25 protein-coding genes are annotated in these 22,657 nt (G+C 63.3%); 8 read left to right on the top strand and 17 right to left on the bottom strand.

All coding sequences use genetic code 11. The features are described from left to right. Positions 1 to 17 precede the first annotated feature (17 nt). The 3 genes from AC2TC0_RS06400 (at position 18) to AC2TC0_RS06390 (ending at position 4,846) form a co-directional block, all read left to right on the top strand. Positions 18 to 1,499 (top strand): DUF4403 family protein, encoded by a 1,482-nt coding sequence (locus tag AC2TC0_RS06400; RefSeq protein WP_484716684.1) that lies wholly within the window; start codon positions 18 to 20, stop codon positions 1,497 to 1,499. 265 nt (positions 1,500 to 1,764) lie between these two features. Beyond that, positions 1,765 to 3,303 carry a flavin-containing monooxygenase gene (locus AC2TC0_RS06395; RefSeq protein ID WP_484717466.1) on the top strand — a complete coding sequence of 513 codons (1,539 nt, stop codon included), beginning with the start codon at positions 1,765 to 1,767 and terminating at the stop codon, positions 3,301 to 3,303. 142 nt (positions 3,304 to 3,445) lie between these two features. Beyond that, the gene (locus tag AC2TC0_RS06390; RefSeq protein ID WP_484716683.1) at positions 3,446 to 4,846 is read left to right on the top strand and encodes a leucyl aminopeptidase family protein; all 1,401 of its coding nucleotides are present in this window, start codon (positions 3,446 to 3,448) and stop codon (positions 4,844 to 4,846) included. A gap of 26 nt (positions 4,847 to 4,872) precedes the next feature. On the opposite strand, the gene AC2TC0_RS06385 is transcribed toward AC2TC0_RS06390, so the two are convergent. Both AC2TC0_RS06385 and AC2TC0_RS06380 read right to left on the bottom strand, forming a co-directional pair. Beyond that, positions 4,873 to 7,359, bottom strand: a complete 2,487-nt coding sequence (locus AC2TC0_RS06385) for an ABC transporter permease (protein ID WP_484717465.1) — start codon at positions 7,357 to 7,359, stop codon at positions 4,873 to 4,875. A gap of 23 nt (positions 7,360 to 7,382) precedes the next feature. Continuing rightward, positions 7,383 to 8,054: an ABC transporter ATP-binding protein gene (locus AC2TC0_RS06380; RefSeq protein WP_484717464.1), complete on the bottom strand. Its 672-nt coding sequence runs from the start codon at positions 8,052 to 8,054 to the stop codon at positions 7,383 to 7,385. 50 nt (positions 8,055 to 8,104) lie between these two features. Between AC2TC0_RS06380 and AC2TC0_RS06375 the strand changes: the two genes are divergently transcribed. Further along, positions 8,105 to 8,827, top strand: coding sequence for an arylesterase (locus AC2TC0_RS06375; RefSeq protein ID WP_484716682.1), 723 nt, complete (start codon positions 8,105 to 8,107; stop codon positions 8,825 to 8,827). Here the strand turns inward: AC2TC0_RS06375 and AC2TC0_RS06370 are convergent, their stop codons facing one another. The 6 genes from AC2TC0_RS06370 to AC2TC0_RS06345 all read right to left on the bottom strand — a co-directional run bounded on the left by AC2TC0_RS06370 (position 8,828) and on the right by AC2TC0_RS06345 (position 12,688). Further along, positions 8,828 to 9,301: a hypothetical protein gene (locus tag AC2TC0_RS06370; protein WP_484716681.1), complete on the bottom strand. Its 474-nt coding sequence runs from the start codon at positions 9,299 to 9,301 to the stop codon at positions 8,828 to 8,830. Further along, the gene (gene rlmN / locus AC2TC0_RS06365) at positions 9,298 to 10,536 is read right to left on the bottom strand and encodes a dual-specificity RNA methyltransferase RlmN (protein WP_484716680.1); all 1,239 of its coding nucleotides are present in this window, start codon (positions 10,534 to 10,536) and stop codon (positions 9,298 to 9,300) included. Before rlmN ends, AC2TC0_RS06370 begins: the two co-directional genes overlap by 4 nt. Positions 10,537 to 10,637: 101 nt before the next feature. Then, positions 10,638 to 10,907 (bottom strand): hypothetical protein, encoded by a 270-nt coding sequence (locus tag AC2TC0_RS06360; RefSeq protein ID WP_484716679.1) that lies wholly within the window; start codon positions 10,905 to 10,907, stop codon positions 10,638 to 10,640. A gap of 179 nt (positions 10,908 to 11,086) precedes the next feature. Then, complete coding sequence (locus AC2TC0_RS06355) at positions 11,087 to 11,494, bottom strand: type II toxin-antitoxin system HicB family antitoxin (RefSeq protein ID WP_484716678.1); 408 nt, start codon at positions 11,492 to 11,494, stop codon at positions 11,087 to 11,089. A gap of 13 nt (positions 11,495 to 11,507) precedes the next feature. Continuing rightward, a complete protein-coding gene (locus tag AC2TC0_RS06350) occupies positions 11,508 to 11,693 on the bottom strand; it encodes a type II toxin-antitoxin system HicA family toxin (RefSeq protein ID WP_484716677.1) in 186 nt (61 codons plus the stop codon). A 491-nt stretch (positions 11,694 to 12,184) separates the two neighbouring features. Beyond that, positions 12,185 to 12,688, bottom strand: a complete 504-nt coding sequence (locus AC2TC0_RS06345; protein ID WP_484716676.1) for an invasion associated locus B family protein — start codon at positions 12,686 to 12,688, stop codon at positions 12,185 to 12,187. Between the two features lie 158 nt (positions 12,689 to 12,846). On the opposite strand from AC2TC0_RS06345, the gene dnaN reads away from it, so the two are divergent. Beyond that, positions 12,847 to 13,962: a DNA polymerase III subunit beta gene (gene dnaN / locus AC2TC0_RS06340; RefSeq protein WP_484716675.1), complete on the top strand. Its 1,116-nt coding sequence runs from the start codon at positions 12,847 to 12,849 to the stop codon at positions 13,960 to 13,962. An 11-nt stretch (positions 13,963 to 13,973) separates the two neighbouring features. Here dnaN and AC2TC0_RS06335 read toward each other — a convergent pair whose 3' ends face one another. Next, positions 13,974 to 15,317: a PQQ-dependent sugar dehydrogenase gene (locus AC2TC0_RS06335; RefSeq protein WP_484716674.1), complete on the bottom strand. Its 1,344-nt coding sequence runs from the start codon at positions 15,315 to 15,317 to the stop codon at positions 13,974 to 13,976. Between the two features lie 150 nt (positions 15,318 to 15,467). Here AC2TC0_RS06335 and AC2TC0_RS06330 point away from each other — a divergent pair, with 150 nt between their 5' ends. Then, positions 15,468 to 15,680, top strand: a complete 213-nt coding sequence (locus AC2TC0_RS06330) for a hypothetical protein (protein WP_484716673.1) — start codon at positions 15,468 to 15,470, stop codon at positions 15,678 to 15,680. On the opposite strand, the gene argC is transcribed toward AC2TC0_RS06330, so the two are convergent. The 8 genes from argC to thrS form a co-directional block, all read right to left on the bottom strand. After that, entirely contained in the window at positions 15,677 to 16,591 is a 915-nt protein-coding gene (gene argC, locus AC2TC0_RS06325; protein WP_484716672.1) for an N-acetyl-gamma-glutamyl-phosphate reductase, read from the bottom strand. The two genes, AC2TC0_RS06330 and argC, sit on opposite strands and share 4 nt — an antisense overlap. 4 nt (positions 16,592 to 16,595) lie before the next feature. Beyond that, a complete protein-coding gene (locus tag AC2TC0_RS06320; protein ID WP_484716671.1) occupies positions 16,596 to 17,171 on the bottom strand; it encodes a hypothetical protein in 576 nt (191 codons plus the stop codon). Positions 17,172 to 17,244: 73 nt separating this feature from the next. Next, the gene (locus AC2TC0_RS06315; RefSeq protein WP_484716670.1) at positions 17,245 to 18,018 is read right to left on the bottom strand and encodes a TSUP family transporter; all 774 of its coding nucleotides are present in this window, start codon (positions 18,016 to 18,018) and stop codon (positions 17,245 to 17,247) included. Next, positions 18,015 to 18,794, bottom strand: a complete 780-nt coding sequence (locus tag AC2TC0_RS06310) for a metallophosphoesterase (protein ID WP_484716669.1) — start codon at positions 18,792 to 18,794, stop codon at positions 18,015 to 18,017. Before AC2TC0_RS06310 ends, AC2TC0_RS06315 begins: the two co-directional genes overlap by 4 nt. 187 nt (positions 18,795 to 18,981) lie before the next feature. Then, positions 18,982 to 19,251 carry a CopM family metallochaperone gene (copM, locus tag AC2TC0_RS06305; RefSeq protein ID WP_484716668.1) on the bottom strand — a complete coding sequence of 90 codons (270 nt, stop codon included), beginning with the start codon at positions 19,249 to 19,251 and terminating at the stop codon, positions 18,982 to 18,984. Between the two features lie 16 nt (positions 19,252 to 19,267). Further along, positions 19,268 to 19,417, bottom strand: coding sequence for a hypothetical protein (locus AC2TC0_RS06300; protein ID WP_484716667.1), 150 nt, complete (start codon positions 19,415 to 19,417; stop codon positions 19,268 to 19,270). A gap of 20 nt (positions 19,418 to 19,437) precedes the next feature. Further along, positions 19,438 to 19,788, bottom strand: coding sequence for a hypothetical protein (locus AC2TC0_RS06295; RefSeq protein ID WP_484716666.1), 351 nt, complete (start codon positions 19,786 to 19,788; stop codon positions 19,438 to 19,440). Positions 19,789 to 19,791: 3 nt separating this feature from the next. Next, a complete protein-coding gene (thrS, locus tag AC2TC0_RS06290) occupies positions 19,792 to 21,789 on the bottom strand; it encodes a threonine--tRNA ligase (protein WP_484716665.1) in 1,998 nt (665 codons plus the stop codon). Positions 21,790 to 22,027: 238 nt separating this feature from the next. Here thrS and AC2TC0_RS06285 point away from each other — a divergent pair, with 238 nt between their 5' ends. Both AC2TC0_RS06285 and AC2TC0_RS06280 read left to right on the top strand, forming a co-directional pair. After that, positions 22,028 to 22,432 (top strand): hypothetical protein, encoded by a 405-nt coding sequence (locus AC2TC0_RS06285; protein ID WP_484716664.1) that lies wholly within the window; start codon positions 22,028 to 22,030, stop codon positions 22,430 to 22,432. After that, positions 22,429 to 22,620 (top strand): helix-turn-helix transcriptional regulator, encoded by a 192-nt coding sequence (locus tag AC2TC0_RS06280; protein ID WP_484716663.1) that lies wholly within the window; start codon positions 22,429 to 22,431, stop codon positions 22,618 to 22,620. The genes AC2TC0_RS06285 and AC2TC0_RS06280 overlap by 4 nt, the downstream gene beginning before the upstream one ends. Positions 22,621 to 22,657 lie beyond the last annotated feature (37 nt).

Below are 22,657 nucleotides of genomic sequence, written 5' to 3'. Positions count from 1 at the left end.
CCAGGGGGAAAAGGCTTTTGCGTAAGGCAGCGATCCTGAAGGCGGCACTGGCGGGCGTCCTGCTGGTCGCCGCATGTACCCGGCAGCAAGCCGACACGCCGGCCCCGCCGCGCGCCACCGACAAGGCGCCCAATCCATCGCAAACATCGCTGATCGCCGTTCCCATCGCTGCCGATATCGCGCCGCTAAAACGCGCACTGGAACGATCGGTGCCGCGCACCTTATGGACCATCAACCGGCGCGAGCGCGCCTGCGTGAAGCCACAAGCGGTCAAGGTTTTTGGTGAACGGGTGAACGTCACCCCGCCGATTGCCTGCACCATCGTCGGCCAGGTGACGCGCGGCCCGCTGCGGCTGCGCGGCGAGGGACGCGACATCGTGATCGACATGCCGCTAACCGCCACCGTCAAGGCGCGCGATGCTGACCGGGTGTTCGAGGGCGAAACCGCAACCGCCGCTGCTATGGTGCGCGCGCGCGTGCGCATCGACCTGACCCCCGACTGGCGCACCAGCGGCACTGCGCGCATCAGCTATGGCTGGACCAAGGCGCCGGGCATCGATTTTCTGGGCCGCCGCGTGACTTTCACCGACGAAGCCGACCGCGCGCTTGCGCCGGTGGTGCGCAACATCGAACGCCAGGTCAGCGCCGAAATCAGCGGCCTCAACATCCGCGCGCAGGCGGGTGACATATGGCGGCAGGCCTTCACCGTCCTGTCGCTCAACCGCGAAAATCCCCCGGTGTGGTTGCGTTTGACGCCGCAGCGCATCCTTTATGGCGGCTATTCCATCCGCAACCAGCGGATCACCCTCAACCTAGGGGTTGAGGCGGTCAGCGAAACCTTCGTATCGGGCCGGCCCGAACCAACCGCGCCCACCCCGTTGCCCGATCTGGTGCGTGAACAGCCGGTACCGCAGTTCGACGTGCGCGTGCCGGTGATCGCCGACTACGCCCAGCTTGAGCCCATCATCTTGCGCGCGCTGGTCAAGCGCTCGGCGCGTCCGTTCGACCTGCCCGCCATTGGTGCAGTTGATGTGACGTTCGACAAGGTCACCGCTTATGGCACGCCCGGTAATCGGGTTGCGGTGGGCATCGATCTTTCCGCCTGCGCTCGCGCCCGCAGCGGCGAGCCAACGCGCGGCAGGGTTTGGCTGACCGCCAAACCGCTCACCGAAGCGGGATCGGCGGTGGTGCGCTTCGGCGACGTGCAGGTCAGCGGCGATACCGATGCGATTACCGGCGACCTGCTGCTATCCATCGCGCAGCGCGACAGCTTTGCACCGATAATTGCCGAGGCGTTGACCCAGAATCTGACCAAGGACCTTACGGAATTGGAAGGCAAGATCCGCCGCGCCACCGAAGAGCGGCAGGAAGGAGCCTTCTATATCCGCACCCGCATCGACCGCATCGCAACCGGCCAGATCACTGCCTATGGCAACGGCCTTTACATGCCGGTGCGGATGGTTGGTGCGGCCAACGTGGTCTATCGGCCGCAGCGCTAGAGTCTGTCCTGATGGGATTGAGGTGTCATGATTGCCGCCGGAGGTTCCTCGGCAAGAAAGGCTGTGCTGGGCGGACCGGATGTCCGTCCAAGCAGCCTGACGCAGTCCGGGGAACCTCCAGCGGCAACCCCGCAGGGGCGGGCCCCTTTTGGCCGATCACGGCGTCGCTCGTCGGTCCCTATGCCCTAGGCCCAACACCGGTTGCTATTTGCAACGTTGTCAGTAATCTTCGGCCGCAAGGGAAACGAGGAGTCGGATGATGGACATGGCAACCGGCAGCCTGCCGCGCGGCAGCGCCGCCGCCGCAGTGGACGTCGACGTGCTGATTGTCGGCGCGGGCATTTCAGGGATAGGCATGGCGGTGCATATGCAGCGCGACTGCCCGCAGAAAAGCTTTGCGCTGGTCGAACAGCGCGCCAATCTGGGCGGCACCTGGGACCTGTTCCGCTATCCCGGCATCCGCTCGGACAGCGACATGCATACGCTTGGCTACATCTTCGAACCCTGGCGCGAGCAAAAGGCCATCGCCGATGGCCCCTCGATCCTCAAATATCTGAACAAGATCGTCGACGAACGCGGTCTGCGCGACCGTATTAGCTTCAACCGCAAGGTCATCGCCGCCGACTGGGACAGCGGCACCGCGCGCTGGACGGTCACGCTGGCCGACAGCGCCGGGACGCAGTCCACCACCACCGCTCGCTTCCTCTATATGGGGTCAGGCTATTATGATTATGACGCGGGTTATGACCCGGGCTTTCCCGGGCGGGAAGAATTCAAGGGCGACATCATCCACCCGCAATTCTGGCCCAAGGATTATAATTACAGCGGCAAACGCGTCGTCGTCATCGGCTCGGGCGCGACCGCGGTCACCATCGTCCCGTCAATGGCGCTCGCCCCCGATGGCAAGGCGGCGGCGCATGTTACCATGCTCCAGCGCACGCCGACTTGGATGTTCCTGCGCCCGGCCGAAGACAAAATGGCCAATTTTCTGCGCCGTATCATGCCCGACGAATGGGCCTATCGCATCACGCGCTTCAAAAATGTGCGGCTGCAGAACTTCGGCTTCAAAATGGCGCGCAAAAAGCCCGCCAAGGTGGCCGAGAAACTCACCAACACATTGAAGCGCGAACTGGGCGACAAATATGATCCAGTCGCCTTCACCCCGCCCTATAATCCGTGGGAACAGCGGCTGTGCCTCGTCCCCGACAACGACCTGTGCATCGCCATTACCAGCGGCAAGGCCAGCGTCGTCACCGACCATATCGAACGCTTTGACGCGACCGGCATCCAACTGAAATCAGGCAAGCATCTCGATGCCGACGTCATCATCACTGCGACCGGCCTGCAGCTCGTCACCGGTGGCAAGGTCGCTTTCACCGTCGATGGTCAGCCCGTCGTTTGGAACCAGCATTTCTTCTATAAAGGCTGCATGTATTCGAACATCCCCAACCTCGCAGCGGTGTTCGGCTATTTGAATGCCAGCTGGACGCTGAAGGCCGATGTGGTCTCGGCCTATATATGCCGCCTGCTCAACCATATGGACAGCGTCGGTGCCGACATCGCCAACCCGGTGCTGGCGCCGGGCAGCATCGATGAAGAGCCCACCTTCGATTTCTCCTCAGGCTATATCCAACGCGCGCTTGCCAGCCAGCCGCGCAACGGCACCGTGGCGCCGTGGCGGCTCAATCAGGATTATCTGAAAGACCGCGTCATCATGCGCGAAGGGCCGGTGGACGATGGCGTGCTGAAATTCAACAAGGCGACGGGGGTCAAAGCCGAGGCGCAGCTCGAGGCGGCGGAATAACGCACCGCTCCCTCGCTTCGCCATCCCGGACTTGCTCCGGGATGACGCGCGACGGCGGTCTGTTATCCCGGAGCAAGTCCGGGATGACGAAGAGAGGATTTAACGCTTCACCCCTGCCGCTCCCCGCCCTAACACCATCGCCATGACCGATTATTCCACCCTGATCCAGCCCGACAAGGGCCAGAGTGCGCGCACCATCCACCTCGTCGGCGAGGCGGGATATGACGACTGGCTGAAAGCACGCACCCCGCGCGAGCGCGCGGCGCTTGCTGCCGCAAACTATAAACCCACGGCCTTTGCCTATGCGATCCTGCCCGCCGACAATCCCGATGATTGGGCGGTCGTCAGCGGCCTCGGCAATGGCACCACATTGACCAGCTGGGGTCTTGCCACGCTTGCCGAACGCCTCCCCGAAGGCACCTACCGCCTTGCCGAGGGCGATCCTGGGAAGGCGCTGTTCGGCTGGGTCACCGGCCAATATCGCTTCACCCGCTACAAGGCTGAAAAGGAACCCCGCGGGGACCGTGTGCTGCTGACCAGCGATGTCGCCGCCATCGCGCCGGTACTGGCCGAAGCACGCGCAGTGATGCTGGTGCGCGACATGGTCAACACGCCCGCCGCCGACATGGGGCCGGCCGCGCTCGAGTCCGAGGCCGCCCGCATCGCCAAAGCCCATCACGCCAAACTGACCGTGACCAAGAGCGACGCGCTTGCCGAGGGCTTCCCCCTCATCCACGCCGTCGGCCGCGCCGCTGACAAAATCCACGCGCCGCGCCTGATCGAACTGCATTGGGGCAAAGACGACCACCCGCGCCTCGCAATCGTCGGCAAGGGCGTATGTTTCGACAGCGGCGGGCTCGACATCAAACCGGCGGCGGGCATGCTGTTGATGAAAAAGGATATGGGCGGCGCGGCGCATGCGCTGGCGCTCGCCGAACTGATCATGGCGGCGGGGCTACCGGTCCGGCTCCATTGCCTTGTTCCGGCGGTCGAAAACGCCATCAGTGGCAACGCCTTCCGCCCCGGCGACATTATCAAAAGCCGCAAGGGGCTGACCGTCGAAATTGGCAATACCGACGCCGAAGGCCGCCTCGTCCTTGCCGACGCGCTGACCAAGGCCGAGGAGGAATCGCCCGAACTCACCATCGACTTCGCGACGCTGACCGGCGCGGCGCGCGTCGCGCTCGGCCCCGATCTGCCTGCGCTGTTCGCCAATGACGATGCGCTGGCCGACGCGCTGCTCGGGGCGGGTAAGGCGATCGACGACCCGTTGTGGCGTATGCCGCTGTGGGATGCCTATGGCGACATGCTGAAATCGGATATTGCCGACATCAACAACAGCGGCAATTCGCCCTTTGCCGGGTCAGTGACGGCGGCGCTGTTCCTCAAAATGTTCGCACCCGCCAAAGGGCAATGGGCGCATTTCGACACCTTCGCTTGGCGGCCCACGGCGAAACCGGGGCGCGCCAAGGGCGGCGACGCGCTGGGGCTGAGGGCGGCATGGGCGGTGCTGCGGGAGCGCTATGGGCGCAAGGCCCTCTAACGCCCTCCCCTTCAAGGGATGGCGTTTTAGAGACCCCGCAGCGCCGCTGCCGGTCTTGCCGCCAATAACGGCAAACTCCCCACCATGCCGATCACAAACGCCAGCCCCGCCCCGCCGAGCAGCGCTATGCCAACCGTCAGGGGATCGGGCGCAAAGGCAAAATCGAAGATCTCGACCACCACATAGCGCGCGGCAAGCAGCCCCACGCCCAGCGACAGCGCCGCCAGCACCATCGCCAGCAGCGCATATTCCAGCGCCTGCGCCGCCAAAATCTGGCGCCGCGTGGCGCCGAGCAGTTTCAGGATCACGCTGTCGTACATGCGGCGTTCGCGGCTTGCGGCAATCGCGCCGATCAGCACGGCGATCCCCGCCAAGATGGCGATGCTCGCCGCGGCGCCAATCGCGCGCCCCATTTGCCCCAACAGCGTCGTTACCTGCCCGATCACATCGCGCACCGCGATCAGCGAAGCCGACGGGAAAGCGCGCGGAAGCTCGCGTGCCAGCACATCCTCAGCGGCGGGCGGTACGGTGAGCGTTGCGACCATATTGTGCGGCGCGGCGGCAAAGCTGCCCGGCGAGAAAACGAGCACATAGTTCAGCCCGAAATTGTCCCATTCAACGCGGCGTAGCGAGGCGACCTTGGCCTGCACCTCGACCCCCAGCACATTGACCGACAGCGTGTCGCCGATATCCAGGCCCAGCGTCCCCGCCACCTCTTCCTCGACGCTCACCAGCGGCGGCCCGGCATAGTCCGCCGCCCACCATGCGCCCTTGGTCACGACGCTGCCTTCGGGCTTGGCCGCGCTGTAAGTAATCCCGCGGTCGCCGCGCAGCACCCACGCGCCCTCAGGCAAAGTCTCGAGCTCGGCGACGCGCTGGCCGCGAAATTCGGTGACGGTTCCGCGCAGCGACGGGATGGCGTTGATCTCGCCCTGCGGCGCAGCGCGGGCAACGATGCCGCGAAACTCCGCCTCGCGGTCGCGCGGAATGTCGAGCGCGAAAAAGCTCGGCGCCCGCTTGGGCACCGTTTTGGCAATTTCGGCCGTGATGCTTGTCTGAATCGCGGCGAGCGTCACGAACAGGGTCAGCCCCAGCCCCAGCGCCACCACCAGCGCCGCCGTCGCGCTGCCCGGGCGGTGCAGATTGGCAAGCGCCAGGCGCAGCAGCGGTGCCTTGGGACGCGGCAATTTTGCTGCCCCGCGCGCAATCCCCTGTGCGAGCAGCGTCAGGATCAGCAGCAACCCTGCCGTTGCGCCGACAAAGCCCGCTGCAAACAACGGCTCGCGTGCTGTTCCAACCGCCAAGGCAATCACCGCCGCCAGCGCGGCGCCGACCGCAACCAGCACCCGCCATTCGGGCCGCCGCGCGGCTTCCACGCCGCTGCGATACATGCCCGCTGCCGGCACCCGCCGGCTCGCGGCGAGCGGCGGCAACGCAAACGCCGCCGCGATCAGCAAGCCATAGGCCGCCGCCACGGCGAGCGGCAGTGGATAGAGGCGGAACCCCGGCTGCACCGGCAGCACCGGCCCCGCAATCCAGCCGATCACTGGGGGTAACAGTGACCCAACGATCAACCCCGCGCCGATGCCCAGCGCCGCCACCACCAAAATCTGGATGCCATAAATGCGCATCACTGTGCCGCTGTCGGCACCCAGCACCTTCAGCGTTGCCAGCCCCTGCCGCTTGCCCGCCAGATAGGAGGCGACGCCATTGCCCACGCCAATCCCGGCGATCACCAGCGCGGCAAGCCCGACCAGCGCCAGAAACTGGCCCATGCGCTCGATAAAGCGCCGCGTCCCCGGCGCGCCGTTTGAGCGGTCGGTAATTTCCCACCCCGCATCGGGCTGCGCGGTTTCAATCCTGTCGCGCACCGCATTAAGCGAGGCCGTCGGCGCAGTGCGCAACCGGTACTTCGCCTCGAACATGCTGCCCGGCTGGATCAGCTGGGTCGACGCCAAGTCGCCCATGGCAATGATTGCCACCGGCCCCAGCGTAAAGCCTTCGCCCAGCCGGTCGGGTTCCTCGACCAGCACATCGGCAATAGTAAAGCTGCGCTCGCCAAAGCGCACCGTCCCGCCGCGCTTAAGATCAAGCCGGTTGGCCAGATCGCTACCGATCCAGATTGTCCCCGGCGCGGGCGTTGCCGCCGCTGCACCGCTCGCCAGCATCACCTTGCCATAGAGTGGATAGGCGCCATCAACGGCTTTCAGTTCACCCAGCAAGCTGTCGCCCGACGGCGCAATCGCCATCGCGCGCATCCGCACCGTTTCCGACAAGCGCCCTTCGCGCGCCATCGCCGCTTTCTCGACATCGCTCGCCATGCGCTGCGCCAGCCCGAATTCAATGTCGCCGCCCAGGATCACCTGTCCGCGCCGCTCCAGCTCGCCGGTGATCCCCGCCGTCAAACTGCCAATCGCCGCCAGCGTCGCCACGCCCAGAAACAGGCAGACGAGCAGGAGCCGCAGCCCGCGGATGCGCGGCGCCAGGTCGCGGCGCGCAATCCGCCACAGCATTGACCAGCGCGGCGTGGCGGCGCTCAAGCCGCGCCCTCCACCACCAGCCCGTCGCGCATGGTGACGATACGGTCGCACAGCCCGGCCAACTCTGGGTCATGGGTGATGATCAACAATGTCGCCCCTGTCGCCGCGCGGCGCTGGAACAACAGCTCGATAATCGCATGCCCGGTCGCCCCGTCGAGGTTGCCGGTCGGCTCGTCAGCAAACAAAATCTGCGGTCCGGGCGCGGTCGCGCGCGCAATCGCCACGCGCTGCTGCTCGCCGCCCGATAATTGCGTGGGATAATGGTGCAGCCGGTGACCCAGCCCCACCGCGGTCAATTCTTCTTTCGCCATCGCAAAAGCAGCGGGATGTCCTGCCAGTTCCAGCGGCACCGCCACATTTTCCAGCGCGGTCATCGTCGGCAGCAGGTGAAAGGCTTGGAGCACGATGCCAATCCGCCCGCGCCGCGCACGCGCCAGCTCGTCCTCGCTCATCGTCCCGAAATCCAGGCCCGCGACGCGTACCTCGCCGCCACTCGCGCGCTCCAGTCCGGCGAGCACCGCCATCAGGCTCGACTTCCCCGACCCCGATGGGCCGAGCAGCGCCACTGACGTCCCCGGTGTGACATGCAAATCAACGCCGCGCAAAATATCCACCGGCGCATCATCGCTGCCCAGCGTAAGGGTGACATTCTGCGCCGCAATCGCCATATCCATGGCGTTCTTCACTGGCTTGTGCACGAAAGGGAGAGTCCTTCGAAATGACGGAACAGACGCGAACGCGCCCGTGGCTGCGATATGGGGCGGCGCTCGTCCTTTGCCAAGCATTGGCGGCCTGCGGTTCGGCAGAGGCCCCGCCCGAATCGACGAAAGAACGCGCGAGCACAGCGGCGGTTGCGCCGGTGCCCGCCGATGCGCCGCTGGTGATTGCGTTTGGCGACAGCCTTTATGCCGGTTACCAGCTCGGCCCGACCGAAGGGCTCGCCCCGCAACTGCAGGCCGCGCTCGTCGCGGCGGGCAGCCCGGCGCGCGTGCAAAACGCCGGTGTTTCGGGCGACACGACCGCGGCGGGCCGCGCGCGCCTGGCTTTCGTCCTCGATAATGCACCGACCAAGCCCGCGCTCGTGGTGCTTGGCCTTGGCGGCAACGACATGCTGCGCGGCATCGGCGCCGCCGAAACGCGCGCCAACCTGACCGCAATGATGGACGAACTTAAACGCCGCGACATTCCGGTCGTGCTCACCGGCATGCTCGCCGCCCCAAATCTGGGTGCCGATTATGGCAAGGCTTTCAACAGCATTTTTACCGATCTGGCCAAACGCTATGATGCCGCACTTTATCCCTTCATTTTGGAAGGCGTGCTCGACCAGCCCAAATTGATGCTGCCCGACGGCATCCACCCGACCGCCGACGGCGTGACGGTGATGGCCAAAGGGATAGTGCCGTTGGTAGCGGAACGGTTGCCTAAAAAGGATACATTCTAATCAGTCATCACCAAACATTGCTCGAAACTCATCGTCCAACACTGCAAACATTTCGATAACTTGATTGATGTCAGGGAGAGGCATGCGATCCGGACGCTCATACCTAAAGTTGTGTTCGAGATATGGTTCGCTAATTAGACGAACGATTTCATCCAGATTCGGTGATTTGCTATTGAAACCCCTATCCTTTGCGGCTTGCAACCCAGCCGAAAGGTCATGGCGAATTACGTTGCTCACAAATTTTCTGTCCGTGGACGGATCGAGTAGCAAGATTGCCGATTTGAAATACAACTCCAAACCCAAGCCGATCAGGTAGAATGTCGAGAGCGAGAAAGTGCCATTGAAAGCAAAATGATTGGGGTCAGCCATGCCGTCCCGAACGGCAGCATTGTGGGCCGCTTCGAACAGCAGCGCCGAAGACAAAGCGTGAGCTCGCGCAGAAACATAAAGTGCGTGGGCAAGCTCAACGCTCAACCCAAAGCCTCCTGCTTTTCCTCGGCCAACCTATCCAGCTCCGCCCGGCTCATTTTCTTCGCCGCGGATTTCAGCTGGCCGCACGCCGCCATAATGTCGCGCCCGCGCGGGGTGCGGATCGGCGCGCTGATACCTGCCTTGAAAATCAGATTGCTGAACGCGCGGATGCGTTCGGGCGTCGAACATTCGTAAATCGACCCCGGCCAGGGGTTGAACGGGATCAGATTGACCTTGGCAGGCAGATTATAGGCCTTGATCAGCCGCACCAGCTCGCGCGCATCCTCGTCGCTGTCATTCTTGTCCTTCAGCATCACATATTCGAACGTGATGCGCCGCGCATTGTTCGCACCGGGATAATCGGCGCACGCCTGCAGCAGCTCCTCGATGCCATATTTGCGGTTGATCGGCACAATCTCGTCGCGCACTTCCTTGGTCACGGCGTGCAGCGACACCGCCAGATTGACGCCAATCTCCTCGCCCGCGCGCGCCATCATCGGCACCACGCCCGATGTGCTCAGCGTAATCCGCCGCTTCGACAGGGCGAGGCCATCGCCGTCCATCACAATTTTCAGCGCACCTTTGACCCCGTCAAAATTATACAGCGGCTCGCCCATCCCCATCATCACAATGTTGGTCAGCATGCGCCCGTCGGCGGTATAATGCCCCGCCTCGTCATCCTCGTCGGCCTCGTCGGCGTGGCTGGCCATCGTCCCTTTGGGCCATTCGCCGAGCGCATCGCGCGCCAGCATCACCTGCCCGACAATTTCGCCGGGCGTCAGGTTGCGCACCAGCCGCATCGTGCCGGTGTGACAGAAACGACAATTCAGCGTGCACCCCACTTGGCTCGACACGCACAGCGTCCCCCGATCAGCATCGGGGATGAACACCATTTCAAATTCCTGGTCGTCCTCGGTCGCGAGCAGCCACTTGCGCGTGCCATCCTCCGACAATTGCGCGGTCACGACACGCGGGCGGCCAATGGCAAAGCGTGTCGCAAGCCACGGCCGCATGTCCTTGGCAATGTCGGTCATCGCCGCAAAGTCGGTGACGCCGCGATGATAGATCCAGTGCCAGATCTGCTTGGCGCGCAGCTTCGCCGCCTTGGCATCCAGCCCGGCCGTCTCGAGCGCCGCGCGAATAGCATCGCGCGAAAGGCCCACCAGATCGATGCGCCCGTCAGCGCGGACGGGCACGGTCCCGGTGGGGACAGGGTCAATATGGCCGGGGATTTGCATGATGGGCGGCGATATAGGGGGGTTGGGGGGAAATGGGAAGCGGGGGCAAGTGAAGTAAATGGGCTTGGCACTGACTGGCTCCGCTAGCCTTCAAGCTTACGTCACCATCGTTTCTCCGGCTCGCAAATCCGATGTCCTTGCAGGCGTGCTGCAGCCAACCGCCGCATTTCGGCAGCGCATACTGGTATATCTGAATTGCAAAGCAGAGGTTTAGCGTCGCGACCATCCTCAACCCAACCACCAAAATCATGCAATACCAATGATTTATAGAAAACAAATACGGTTGTCGGCGTTTGTACGACTTGAATGTCTTCGCCTTGTTCCGCAGTGAATACGGTGCGGACAAGGTCAGGATCACGGTCAAATTTCATATCGAGGCGAAACGGAGGACAAGTGAGCCCCTCGCCGTGGGAAAATCGCGTTATGGACAGTTCATATGCGGTGTCCACGCCTCTCGGAAGACGCTCTGCTGGCGGATCTGATTTTGTCGCGATACGGAGCCCGATTGCTCCGACAGCTATCAGCATACCAATTAAGATCACCCGACGAGTCACGCCGCCCGCTTCGGCTCTTCCAGCGTCAATTGCGCGATAAACCCCGACCGGCTTTCCCCTGCCGCTTTCGCCAGCGCGTCCAGCCGCATCAGCACGCGGCGCGGCAGGGTGATGTTTACCCGTTCGACCGTATCATCCATCAGCGCGGGGTCGATGGTGATCACCCCAAAGCTCCATCCCGCAAAATCGGGATTGGCACGCACCGCCTCTAGGCTCGACGGCGGCGGCACCGCGCCGCCCGCATCCAGCGTCGCGTCGATCCACGCGGCAGCCGCCTCCTCCGCCCCCGCCATCGCCTCGTCGAGCGTATCGCCCGCCGAGAAACAGCCGGGCAGGTTAGGCACGACAATGCCGAACGCCGTGGCCTCGTCGCCAATTTCGATTGCAATGGGATAGCGCATCATCACCTCGCCAATTTCATTTTGTCAGCCCGGCCTGTTTGCGGATGGCGCCGATTAGGCCTTTACCCAAATCCTTCTTCGGATGCGGCACGGTCACATGTCCCCCACGTTCGGGATGGACAAAGATATGATGTGACCCACGCACCCGGTCCAGTCGCCACCCCGCTCGTTCCAGTTCGCGGATCAGATCGGCGCTTTTCATTTTGTGTGTATAATACACATCGCAGAAAAGTCAATCACCTCGTGCAAAACCCTTCGCGCCTTAGCGCCTTAGCGTGAGTCCATTTTTCGCTGTCCTACACGCCCCGAATCTGCGCAGCATTGGCGGATGCGCCGTCACCCTGCCCTCCACGCCCAATCTGCCCGCCCGCCGCAGCTTCACAAAAGCGACAAAGGATACAGATTCGCTGAAGCCGACGGTATCTTTTGTTGCTTTAGGCGCACGACGGCGCCTGCAATAGTGTGTGAAGTTGCGCAGTTTTCTGCCGTTCCTCTGCCCGGCACCATCGCCGCCCCTCCGTCGCTTCGCGCCACCTCCCCAATGCAAGTCATTGGGGAGGAAGAGGCCGATGGTGCATCCTTATCCTCCCCATCGACTTGCGATGGGGAGGTGGCATCGCGCAGCGATGACGGAGGGGCGGCGATGGTGCAACCAAGGGGGGACGTAGCGTGAACTTCGTGACCTTTGGGGCTTCACCGCATTCCCACGCACCCCAGCGCCGCCGCATCAATCGCCGTCGCCGCGCCGTGCAGCGCGTAGCGGTCGGCGATGCGGTTCCCTGCGGCATCGCGGCTCTCCGCGACCATGGTCGTGCCGCCGCGCATTGCCGCGACAATCGCCGCGTCCATGCGCGCATCCTGCGCCCAGCCATGCACGCCGTTACCGGTCAGCACAAAGCGCCGCTCGCCTACGGTCAGGCGCAGCTCGGTGCCCGCGCCGCGTTCGCGCGTCAGGCGGATATAGAGTTGCTGGCGGATCCGCGATTTGGGCCAGAAGCCAACACTGGCATAACCGCGCACCTGTCCGCGCCCCGCGCTCGCCTCGGGCGCGGCGATGGCATAACAGCGCGCCGTCTTGGGATCGCGGAACGCCCCCCAGCTTTCGAAAATGCCGAGCGCCGTGCGCGCGCCTTGTCCCAGTGCGGGCGCGGCCACCAGCGCGGCGATAGTGAGGGTAAGGACGCGCAATCGGGCCATGCCCCTCCTTTCCCGCAACCACGCGGCATTGCAAGGGTTGCGCTGTGCCGATGCTGCGGTAAGGAATGTCACAACTTTCTCGGGGCCGGACTCGGCGGGCATCGCTTCGTCCGCCGCCGGACAGGGGCCAGAACAAAGCAAAAGGGTAAAAGCGTCACATGAAAGCGACCATCGAACGGGCGGTGTTGTTGAAAAGCCTGGGCCATGTCCAGTCGGTGGTCGAACGCCGCAACACCATCCCCATCCTGTCGAACGTGCTGATCGAGGCGTCACCCGACGGCAGCCTGCGGCTGATGGCGACCGACCTTGACCTGCAAGTCGTCGAAACCATCGCCGCCAAGGTCGAAACGCCGGGCACCACCACCGTGTCGGCGCACACCCTGTTCGAAATTGCGCGCAAGTTGCCCGAAGGCAGCGAAGTCAGCCTGAACGCCGCCGAAGGCAAGATGCAGGTGAAGGCCGGACGCTCCAACTTCAACCTGCCCACCCTGCCGCGCGACGATTTCCCGGTAATTGCCGAGGGCGACCTGCCGACCAGCTTTGAGCTGCCGGTGGCGACGCTGATCCAGATTATCGACAAGACGCGCTTTGCGATTTCGACCGAGGAAACGCGCTATTACCTGAATGGCATTTTCCTGCACGTCGCAGAGGATGCGTCAGGCCCGGTGCTCAAGGCCGCCGCGACCGATGGCCACCGCCTCGCGCGCGTCACCGTGGCGCAGCCCGCGGGTGCCAGCGCGATGCCCGATGTCATCGTCCCGCGCAAATGCGTCGGCGAGATCCGCAAGCTGCTCGACGAGGCCGAGGGCAATGTCGAAATCAGCCTGTCGCCGACCAAGATCCGCTTCACCGTCGGCAACGCGATCCTGACGTCAAAGCTGATCGACGGCACCTTCCCCGATTACAGCCGCGTGATCCCGACCGCGAATGACAAGCTCTTGAAGGTCGATCCCAAGGGCTTTGCGCAGGCGGTCGACCGCGTGTCGACCATCGCATCGGAAAAGACCCGCGCGGTCAAGATGACGCTCGACAAAGACCGCGTCACCCTGTCCGTGACCAGCCCCGAAAACGGGACTGCTGCCGAGGAACTGGCGGGCGACTATGGCGCCGATGGCATGGAAATCGGCTTCAACGCGAAATATCTGGGCGATATTTTGGGTCAGGTCGATGGCGACCTGGTCGAACTCCACCTCGCCGATGCCAATGCCCCGACATTGATCCGCGAAGGCGAAAAAAGCGCGGCGCTCTATGTCCTGATGCCGATGCGGGTTTGACGGGCGGCGGGTTAGCCCGCCTTCGTCACCCGCCAGATGATATCCGCGCCATCATCGGCAACGATCAGCGAGCCATCGGCCGCAACCTGGGCATCGGCGGGGCGGCCGAACACCTGTTCCTCGCCCTTGCCCACAAAGCCATCGAGCACCGTGATGGGCAAAGCGTCACCCGGCTTACCGTTGGCCGAAAAGGGCACGAACACAACGCTATAGCCTGACACCGGTACCCGGTTCCACGATCCGTGCAGCGCAATGAACGCACCATTGGCAAAGCGTTCGCCGAGCGTCGGCCCGCGTGCGAAGCTCATCCCCAACGGGGCGACATGCGCTCCCAAACCATAGTCGGGGCGCTTCACATATTGCCGCCGATCCTCCGCATCGGGGGCGACACGGCCATCGACGAAGCCGCCCCAATAATACCAGGGCCAGCCAAAGAAATCGCCAAACTCAACCTCGGCCAGATAGTCGGGTACCAGATCGCTGCCCAGCATGTCGCGCTCGTTGACCACGGTCCACAGCGTCGCTTCAACAGGGTGGAACCCCATGCCGACCGGATTACGAAGACCCGCGCCATAAATGCGCGACTTGCCATTGGCGATGGTGAACTCCAGAATTGCCGCGCGCTTCACCTCGCGCGCCATGCCCTTTTCGGCTATATTGCTGTCGGCGCCGACGCCGACATACAGCCGCTGGCCGTCGGGCGAAGCGATCAGGCTCTTGGTCCAATGGCGATTGGTCCCCGCCGCAGGCAGCTCGGCCAACTTGCGCGGCTTCGCGGTGATACTGTCAGCACCCGCGACATAAGGAAAAGCAAGCAGCGCGTCCGTGTTGGCAACGTACAGCGTGTCGCCGACCAGCGCCATGCCATAGGGCGAATTGAGCCCGGTGATATAGGGCCGCTTAACCTCGGCCTTACCGTCGCCATCAGCATCGCGCAGCAAGGTGATGCGGTTCGCCGAAGCGCCACCCGCCCCGGCCTGCGACATCAACCGCTTCATTACCGCGCCCTCAATTCCCCCGTCCTTGCGCGGCGGGCTTTGGCTTTCGGCGACCAGCACGTCGCCATTGGGCAGCGGCAGCACGGTGCGCGGATTGTCGAGCCCTTCAGCAAAGCGTGTCACCGCCAGTCCCTTCGCCGCGCGTGGAGCGGCACCCGCTGCAAAACCTACGACCTCCGGAACGCGGATCGTGGGGAAACTCTCCGGCCGCACGCTCGCCATGACCGGCACCCGCCCCGATAACTCGGCGGTCGAAAATCGCGCCACATCGGGCCGCGACAGGAAATAAAAACCCGCCCCTCCCGCAACTATCAGCACGGCGAGCAGGATGGCGGTATATTTGAGGAATTTGCGCATGGCCGTCATCTACACGGCCAACCGCGCCATGAAAAGGGCGGACCAGCGAAGCGGCGCAACATGCTTACCAGATTATTCAGCCTGTTCGGGAACACCCCTTTGACGCGTGTCAGCTATTGCGGCTGCTCTGCCGCCAGCACAGGACCAGACATGCTGCACACACCCATGATTACCGATCGCAGTGCGGTCACCGATGCCACCCTGTTAATCGCCCAGCACGGCGACGAAGCCAGCTTTGCCGCCGCTGCGCGCGCGGAGCAGTTCCGGCTGTTGGGCAACCACATCCACTTCGCACGTTGGCGCCAGATTGAGAGGCTGATCACCTATTTGTCGATCGATGCCGCGCTCGACACCGTGCACTAAAGCCGAAGGCCAGCTGTTTCCGGCAATCCGGCCATCAGGTTTAGGTTCTGCACGCATGCCCCGCTGGCGCCCTTGCCCAGATTGTCGAGGCGTGCAGCAAGGCGCATCTGCCCGCCCGCGCCGCAAAACAAGAACCATTCCAGCCCGTCCCAGCCGGGCACATCGTCGCGCAGCAATAGCTCGCCGTCCTCAGCTGAACCTTGGACAATTACCGCGCTCCCGGCATAATGGCCGATCAGGCAGGCGCGCACGGCATCAGCATCAGCAAAGCCAGCAACGAGCGGAATTTCCACGATCATTCCGCGCAGAACCGGTACCACCGCAGGCGCAAACACCGGGGGCTGCCTCAGCTGTGCATAAGCCTGCATCTCGGGCAAATGTTTGTGGTCGAGCCCAAGTGCATAGCTGCGAAAACCGAGCGCAGGGTCCGCCCGAAACCGCGCGATCAACGCCTTGCCCCCGCCCGAATAGCCCGACACAGCATTGCAAGTGAGCGGCGCCGCACTATCGAGCAGTCCCGCTGCAACGAGTGGCGCGACCAGCGCCAGAAAGCCGGTGGGATAGCAGCCGGGGTTGGAAACCCTCGGCGCATTTGCAATCGCTTCGCGCTGCGCCGCCGACAGTTCCGGAAAGCCATAGGTCCAGCCTGCTGCGACACGGTGCGCGCTCGATGCATCAATGATCCGCGTCGTGGGATTTGATACCATCGCCGCCGCCTCGCGCGCCGCATCGTCCGGCAAGCATAGGATGACGAAATCAGCGGCATTGAGCGCATCACGGCGTTTTGCCGCATCCTTGCGGTCGATATCATCCAGATGCAGCAGCGCAAACTCGCTGCGCCCCGCAAGTCGTTCGGCGATTTCGAGGCCCGTCGTGCCCGCTGCACCATCGATGAACAGGCTAAATGGCATGGTGTCAGCCCGCGCCACCTGTCGCCGCGAGTTCTTCCAGATCGGCGAGGCGCATCCAGCCGTGCGGTGTCTCAAGCCATTCCCCAGACGCGCTGCCCATCACCAGCGCACCAGCGGGAAAGCTGGTGACGTGGCTGGCATTGTCGTCCGCTGAGGCAAGGATTGGCGCATCGGCGGTAGCGACACGGTGCGTTGGCGCAATCGGCGAGCCGAGTGCGGCAGCTGGGCAATAGCCGACCAGATGGTCGTTCAAGCGATAGCCCCACGCCACCCCGCCGGTCACGTCCAGCAATGCGAAACCCTCGCCCGGCAGCAGCTCGCCCAGCGTCTCCCCATCGCCTGCACTGGTCGAGCGCAGCGGCGTTGCAACGCGCACGCTGCGCATCATCGGTGCGGCATAGTGCGGGGCAAAATGCTGGCCGGCGACAGCAATGTCGGCAAGGTCGGGACGGATCGCCACGGTGCGCGGGTCATAGCTTTGGGAAACGCCGGACAGGCCAAAGCGACTGCGCCCCCCGGCGTCGGGCACCGGTCGTCCTACCCGCACCATGCCCTTGTTGTTGGCCAAACCGTCGCTCAACTCCAATCCTTTGCCCCGAAAATCTGCGGTGCGGCGCTTTAGCCGAGCGATTGGACGCCGCGCAAGCCCTGCTTCAGGCGAGCAGCCGCGCCACTGCGCCAATCCCGGCGAGCGCCAGCACCAGCCCGACGATGCTGCGCCACCAGTGTTCGGGTACTCTCCCAAAGGCCAATCCGCCCAGCAAATTGCCCGCCAGCAATGGAACCAACAGCAGCAGCGCGAGCAAGAACAACCGGCCGTAGATCAAGCCTGCACACCATGCCGCGACGGTGCCCGCAACCGCCGTCGCAAAGAATACCAGCATCATCGAAGCGCGGGCGGCCTGCGGCATCAGCGCCTGTCGCAGATAAAAGGGCACCACGGGCGGCCCCGGCATCGCGGCAAAGCCATTGAGCAGACCTGATAAGGCACCCGTCACGCCAATGGCCAGCCAGCCCGGGCGGTGGCCGTCGGGGTGCTGTGGCAAAAGGATGAGGACGAAGGCCCCAAGCGCGATCAATGCGATTAGCAAACGCGCTCCATCCGTCGACAATGCGGTGAGCGCCGCAATTCCCAGTGGGGTTGTGACCAGCGCCGCAGCGGATATGCCTAGCGCGCTGGGGCGGTGCGAATCGCGCAGGATACGTGGCAACCCAACGGGGCCAACCAGCAATTGCAGTAATATGCACAGCACCACCGCCTGCGCCGGGGCAATCAGCAAGCCCAGCAGCGGCACCAGAATGATTGCCAACCCAAATCCTGTCAGCCCGCGAATGACCGCCGCGCCAAAAGTCATGGCGGTGGCGAGCGCGAGTGCAGAGGGCGTTAAACCCGTTGTCTCAGCCAGCAGTCGCAAGAGCTCGTTCATTGCGCCTTGCGAAAAGTGATTAGCCAGACATCGGGTGGCGTCCCATAACGCAACGGCAAGATACTGGTGCCAAGACCCGCACCGACCACCACCGGGCCATTGGGATCCTTGATCACGCCACAAGCATAACGGTCACCATAGCGGGAAATGTATGTGAAGGCTCCGATAAGCGGCAGTCGGATTTGCCCGCAGTGCGTATGTCCGGCCAGTGTTGCGCCGACAGGATGTGGCAGTTCAGGCACAATATCTGGGCTGTGCGTAACCAATATCCGTGGCCCGGGGCCCAAGGCGCCCATCGCGTTAAATGTCTTGGGCACATCGTCATTGCCCGAATAATCATCATCTACGCCGCCGATGATCAGTGGCCCGCGCCGCACTGCCTCATTTGCGAGCACGGTTATGCCGCGCCGTTCGAGCCCAGCCCGCAATTTGGCGGGCGCATACCAGTGATCGTGATTACCTAGCGCCACTACCACTCCTAAGCGCGCACGCAGGGCTCCCAATGGTGCAACGACTTCGTCGGGCGCATAGATGTGGGTGGCCATTCGCTTTTCGCTGACCAAATCGCCGCCAATGGTCACGAGGTCAGGGTGTAATCGGTTAAACTTGGCAACTATTCGCTCTAGCCGCTCAGGCGGCATGTCGGGTCCGGCGACATGGATGTCTGAGATGTGCAGCACCCTGAGCGGCGGCGTACCTGTCGGCCAGTCGGCGAACGCGACGGTCGCTGTCCGAATGACTGGGTCGCGGGTCGCATTGTGATAGCCGAGCGCCAACAATGCTATGCCGACAAGCAGAATGAGAGGAACGAGATTCCACAGCCTACGACGGCGCGGGGACGCAGACTCTACGCTCGACCCGGCAAACCGGGCAGGCTCATGGCCATCGTTCAAGCGCTGGTCCTCTGAACAAAATGGTAATCCTCAAAATACATCAACCTCGTCAGCCGGTATTGCCTGACCCTCAATGCCCCATCTTGCTGTGGTCGACCCCGTCGCTCGCCACCGGCATGTCCGGTGCGGCGGCTGGCTGTGCGCCGCGTTTGGCGAGCCAAGCCTGCATCTGCTTGATTTCCGCCTCCTGCGCCTTGATCACCATTTCGGCGAGCGCGCGGACTTCGGGGTCCTTGCCATGCTCCAGCACCACGCGCGCCATGTCGACTGCGCCTTGATGGTGTGGAATCATTCCCTGCATGAAGGCAACGTCAGGGTCGGCATCAATGCTGCTGCCCATACCGCCATGCATCCTGTCATTGGCAGCGTTGCGCAGGCGTGCGGCTGGCCTCGGCTTCGGCCTTGGCCATTTCCTTTTCAACGCCAGCACCGACGTCCTTGGCGGCATCGCAGCCCGACAGGGCTACCGTTGCAGCAAGGGAGAAAACGAAGGTCTTGAACCTCATGAACAGCTCCTCTGAGTAGGTTAAGCCTGTCGGCCATTCCAAATTGCGGCCAGTGTCAGGCAATGAAAGGCGGCGATGGCAAGATTGCTGATAACGACCGGATTGCTAAGCGTACCAACGGTGATAGGCGTCGTCAGCTTGTACAGCACCTGCACCATCAACAGCGCCGCGACCATCGTCGGCACGGGTTTGAACAGAAGGCCTGCCGACGCCACCAATATAGCGAGATAGATGGACAACAGGATCCCGCGCGCGGGGCTGTCCGCACCATAGGCCGCCAGCGTCCAGTCCGACTTAGCAAGCAAGCTGAAGCAAACCGGCACCAGCACCGCGATGTTGATGCCCAGCGACGCGACGATGAGTGCACGCACCCGTTAGGCCCTGAGATCGGGAGGTGTCGCCTCCGCCGTCAGCATCGCGATGGCTTCGTCCAGCGGCATGACCCGCTGCCCCTCTTGGCCCAGAGTGCGCAGCGCCACGGTCCGCTCTTCGGCCTCGCGCTTGCCGACCACCAGCAGTTGCGGGACTTTGGCGAGGCTATGTTCGCGCACTTTGAAATTGATCTTCTCGTTGCGCAGATCGGCTTCCGCGCGGATTCCGGTAGCTTCCAGCTGCCTAAACACGTCTTGGGCATAACCATCAGCATCCGACGTGATCGTCGCCACTACTGCCTGCACCGGCGCGAGCCACATCGGGAAGCGCCCGGCATATTCCTCGATGAGAATGCCGATAAAACGTTCATAGGTGCCGAAGATCGCGCGGTGCAGCATCACCGGGCGATGGCGCGCGCCATCCTCCCCGACATAGCTGGCGTCGAGTCGTTCGGGCAGCACCCGGTCTGACTGCAGCGTGCCGACCTGCCAGGTGCGGCCGATCGCGTCGGTCAGATGCCATTCGAGCTTGGGCGCATAGAAAGCGCCTTCGCCGGGCAGCTCCTCCCAGCCGAATTCGGGCGTGGCGAGACCGGCGGCCGTTACCGCGTCGCGCAGCTCGCTCTCCGCCTTGTCCCAGTCGGCATCGCTGCCGAAGCGCTTTTCGGGGCGCAGTGCCAGCTTGATCGCATAACTGAAGCCGAAATCCCTGTAGATGCGGTCGACCAGCGCGCAGAAGGCGCGCACCTCGTCGACGATCTGATCTTCGCGGCAGAAGATATGCGCGTCGTCTTGCGTGAACTGCCGCACGCGCATGATGCCGTGCAGCGCGCCATGCGCCTCGTTACGGTGACAGCAGCCATTTTCGTAGAAGCGCAGCGGCAGATCGCGATAGGATTTGATGCCTTGGCGGAACACCATGATGTGCGCCGGGCAGTTCATTGGCTTCATCGCCATCCAGTCGGCATCGGCGGCCACCGTCGGCGCGCCTTCGCCATCCGGCACGATGTCGGGCACCGCGAACATATTCTCGGCATATTTGCCCCAATGGCCCGATTGCTCCCACTGGCGCACGTCCATCAGCTGCGGCGTCTTGATCTCGTCATAGCCCGCCGCCTTGATTGCCCGGCGCATATAATCCTCAAGCGCGCGATAGATGACATAGCCCTTGGGGTGCCAGAACACGCTGCCCTGTGCTTCGGACTGCAGGTGGAACAGGTCCAACTCCTGCCCCAGCCGCCGATGGTCGCGCTTGGCGGCCTCCTCAAGGCGGAGGAGGTGGGCGTCGAGTTGTCTCTTATTCAGCCATGCGGTGCCATAAATGCGCGAAAGTTGCGCATTTTTCTGATCCCCCCGCCAATAAGCGCCCGAGACGCGCGTCAACTTGAACGCTTGCGGGTCGAGCTTGCCGGTCGAGGCCAGGTGCGGGCCGCGGCACATGTCCATCCAGTCATCACCTGACCAGTAAACGCTAAGTTCTTCGCCCTCTGGCAATTCGGCGGCCCATTCGGCTTTGAACGTCTCGCCATCAGCCCGCCAGCGCGCGATTAGATCGTCGCGCGCCATGACCTCGCGGCGCAGCGGCTTGTCGGCGGCGATGATGCGGCGCATTTCCTCCTCGATCAGCGGCAGCTCTTCGTCGCGGAAGGGGCCGTGATCGGCTGTGGGCGCGAAGTCGTAGTAAAAACCATCCGCCGTCGCCGGGCCAAAGGTGATCTGCGTGCCGGGGAAAAGCCGTTGCACCGCCTCGGCCATAATGTGTGCGAAATCGTGGCGTGCGAGTTCGAGCGCGTCGGCCTCGTCCTTTGCGGTGATCAGCGCGAGGTTGGTGTCGCTTTCCAGCGGACGCATGATGTCGCGCACCTCGCCATCGACACGCGCGGCAAGCGCCGCCTTGGCGAGGCCCGGGCCGATGGCGGCGGCGATGTCCGCCGGGGTAGTCCCGCGCGCGACTTCACGGGCTGAGCCATCGGGAAGGGTAACGCGGATCATGTCGGACATGGGAATTACACAGCTTTCAGGCACGGAATTGCGCGAGCGCTCCTTTGCCAGTGCAGGCGCAGCGGAGCAAGGGGGCGGGCGCGCAGCGGCACGCAAGACAAGGATCATCACCTTTTTGGAAAGGTCGCTTGACAAATGATCGTGCCATTTGTAAGGGTCGTTTGACATTTGGATTGGGGACCTTTCCATCAGCATTGGTAGCCGATGGTCATAGCCCCATGCACACAGGAGAAGTGACATGGACCAAGCGCAGAAGATGCCGCCGTATATGCAACGCTATATGTTCCGGATCGCCGGAGCCATGTCGGCCTATATCGGGGCGTTGATTGGCTGCCTAAGCCTCGCACGCAATGGAGCGGAGCATGGTCCGGTGCTGCTCACTGGATTGGCGCTGGTATCAGCGCTGCCCATCATCGCCGTTTTCTGGGCCATTTTCCGGCTGTTGGTCGAATGCGATGATGAGTATCAGCGGCTGTTGTTCGCCAAGCAGACTTTGTGGGCCACCGCGCTGACGCTGACCATCGTCACCGTGTGGCAGTTTTTGAATGTGTTCGGGGTGGTGGCGAGCGGCCCGCAATGGGTTGGCGCAATCTGGCTGGCGATGCTGGGATTTGGCGGTGTCCTCGCACGGTGGCGGGCATGAAAAGCCGTCTGAAGGTCCTGCGCGCCGAACGCGGCTGGAACCAGCAACAATTGGCCGAGGCGCTGGGCGTGTCGCGGCAATCGGTCAACGCCATAGAAACGGGCAAATATGACCCCTCGCTCCCGCTGGCGTTTCGCATTGCCGACGTGTTTGGTTTGCGGATCGAAGAGATTTTCCTGCGCGATTGATCAATGCCGACATTGCGGGCACAACAAAGCAATGACA

Source organism: Sphingopyxis sp. sgz302558, assembly GCF_057220455.1.
The sequence above is the reverse complement of the archived record's forward strand: the minus strand, read 5'-3'. Positions and strand labels throughout refer to the sequence as shown.

Excerpts from the sequence above, each read along its gene's own strand:
- AC2TC0_RS06315 (WP_484716670.1), bottom strand. The coding sequence starts at position 18,018 with ATGAACGAGCTCTTGCGACTGCTGGCTGAGACAACGGGTTTAACGCCC.
- AC2TC0_RS06350 (WP_484716677.1), bottom strand. The coding sequence starts at position 11,693 with ATGAAAAGCGCCGATCTGATCCGCGAACTGGAACGAGCGGGGTGGCGA.
- AC2TC0_RS06300 (WP_484716667.1), bottom strand. The coding sequence starts at position 19,417 with ATGAGGTTCAAGACCTTCGTTTTCTCCCTTGCTGCAACGGTAGCCCTG.
- AC2TC0_RS06335 (WP_484716674.1), bottom strand. The coding sequence starts at position 15,317 with ATGCGCAAATTCCTCAAATATACCGCCATCCTGCTCGCCGTGCTGATA.
- AC2TC0_RS06345 (WP_484716676.1), bottom strand. The coding sequence starts at position 12,688 with ATGGCCCGATTGCGCGTCCTTACCCTCACTATCGCCGCGCTGGTGGCC.
- AC2TC0_RS06390 (WP_484716683.1), top strand. The coding sequence starts at position 3,446 with ATGACCGATTATTCCACCCTGATCCAGCCCGACAAGGGCCAGAGTGCG.
- AC2TC0_RS06280 (WP_484716663.1), top strand. The coding sequence starts at position 22,429 with ATGAAAAGCCGTCTGAAGGTCCTGCGCGCCGAACGCGGCTGGAACCAG.
- rlmN (WP_484716680.1), bottom strand. The coding sequence starts at position 10,536 with ATGCAAATCCCCGGCCATATTGACCCTGTCCCCACCGGGACCGTGCCC.
- copM (WP_484716668.1), bottom strand. The coding sequence starts at position 19,251 with ATGGGCAGCAGCATTGATGCCGACCCTGACGTTGCCTTCATGCAGGGA.
- dnaN (WP_484716675.1), top strand. The coding sequence starts at position 12,847 with ATGAAAGCGACCATCGAACGGGCGGTGTTGTTGAAAAGCCTGGGCCAT.
- AC2TC0_RS06380 (WP_484717464.1), bottom strand. The coding sequence starts at position 8,054 with ATGGCGATTGCGGCGCAGAATGTCACCCTTACGCTGGGCAGCGATGAT.
- AC2TC0_RS06355 (WP_484716678.1), bottom strand. The coding sequence starts at position 11,494 with ATGATGCGCTATCCCATTGCAATCGAAATTGGCGACGAGGCCACGGCG.
- AC2TC0_RS06395 (WP_484717466.1), top strand. The coding sequence starts at position 1,765 with ATGGCAACCGGCAGCCTGCCGCGCGGCAGCGCCGCCGCCGCAGTGGAC.
- AC2TC0_RS06330 (WP_484716673.1), top strand. The coding sequence starts at position 15,468 with ATGCTGCACACACCCATGATTACCGATCGCAGTGCGGTCACCGATGCC.
- AC2TC0_RS06285 (WP_484716664.1), top strand. The coding sequence starts at position 22,028 with ATGGACCAAGCGCAGAAGATGCCGCCGTATATGCAACGCTATATGTTC.
- AC2TC0_RS06375 (WP_484716682.1), top strand. The coding sequence starts at position 8,105 with ATGACGGAACAGACGCGAACGCGCCCGTGGCTGCGATATGGGGCGGCG.
- AC2TC0_RS06385 (WP_484717465.1), bottom strand. The coding sequence starts at position 7,359 with ATGCTGTGGCGGATTGCGCGCCGCGACCTGGCGCCGCGCATCCGCGGG.
- thrS (WP_484716665.1), bottom strand. The coding sequence starts at position 21,789 with ATGTCCGACATGATCCGCGTTACCCTTCCCGATGGCTCAGCCCGTGAA.
- argC (WP_484716672.1), bottom strand. The coding sequence starts at position 16,591 with ATGCCATTTAGCCTGTTCATCGATGGTGCAGCGGGCACGACGGGCCTC.
- AC2TC0_RS06360 (WP_484716679.1), bottom strand. The coding sequence starts at position 10,907 with ATGAAATTTGACCGTGATCCTGACCTTGTCCGCACCGTATTCACTGCG.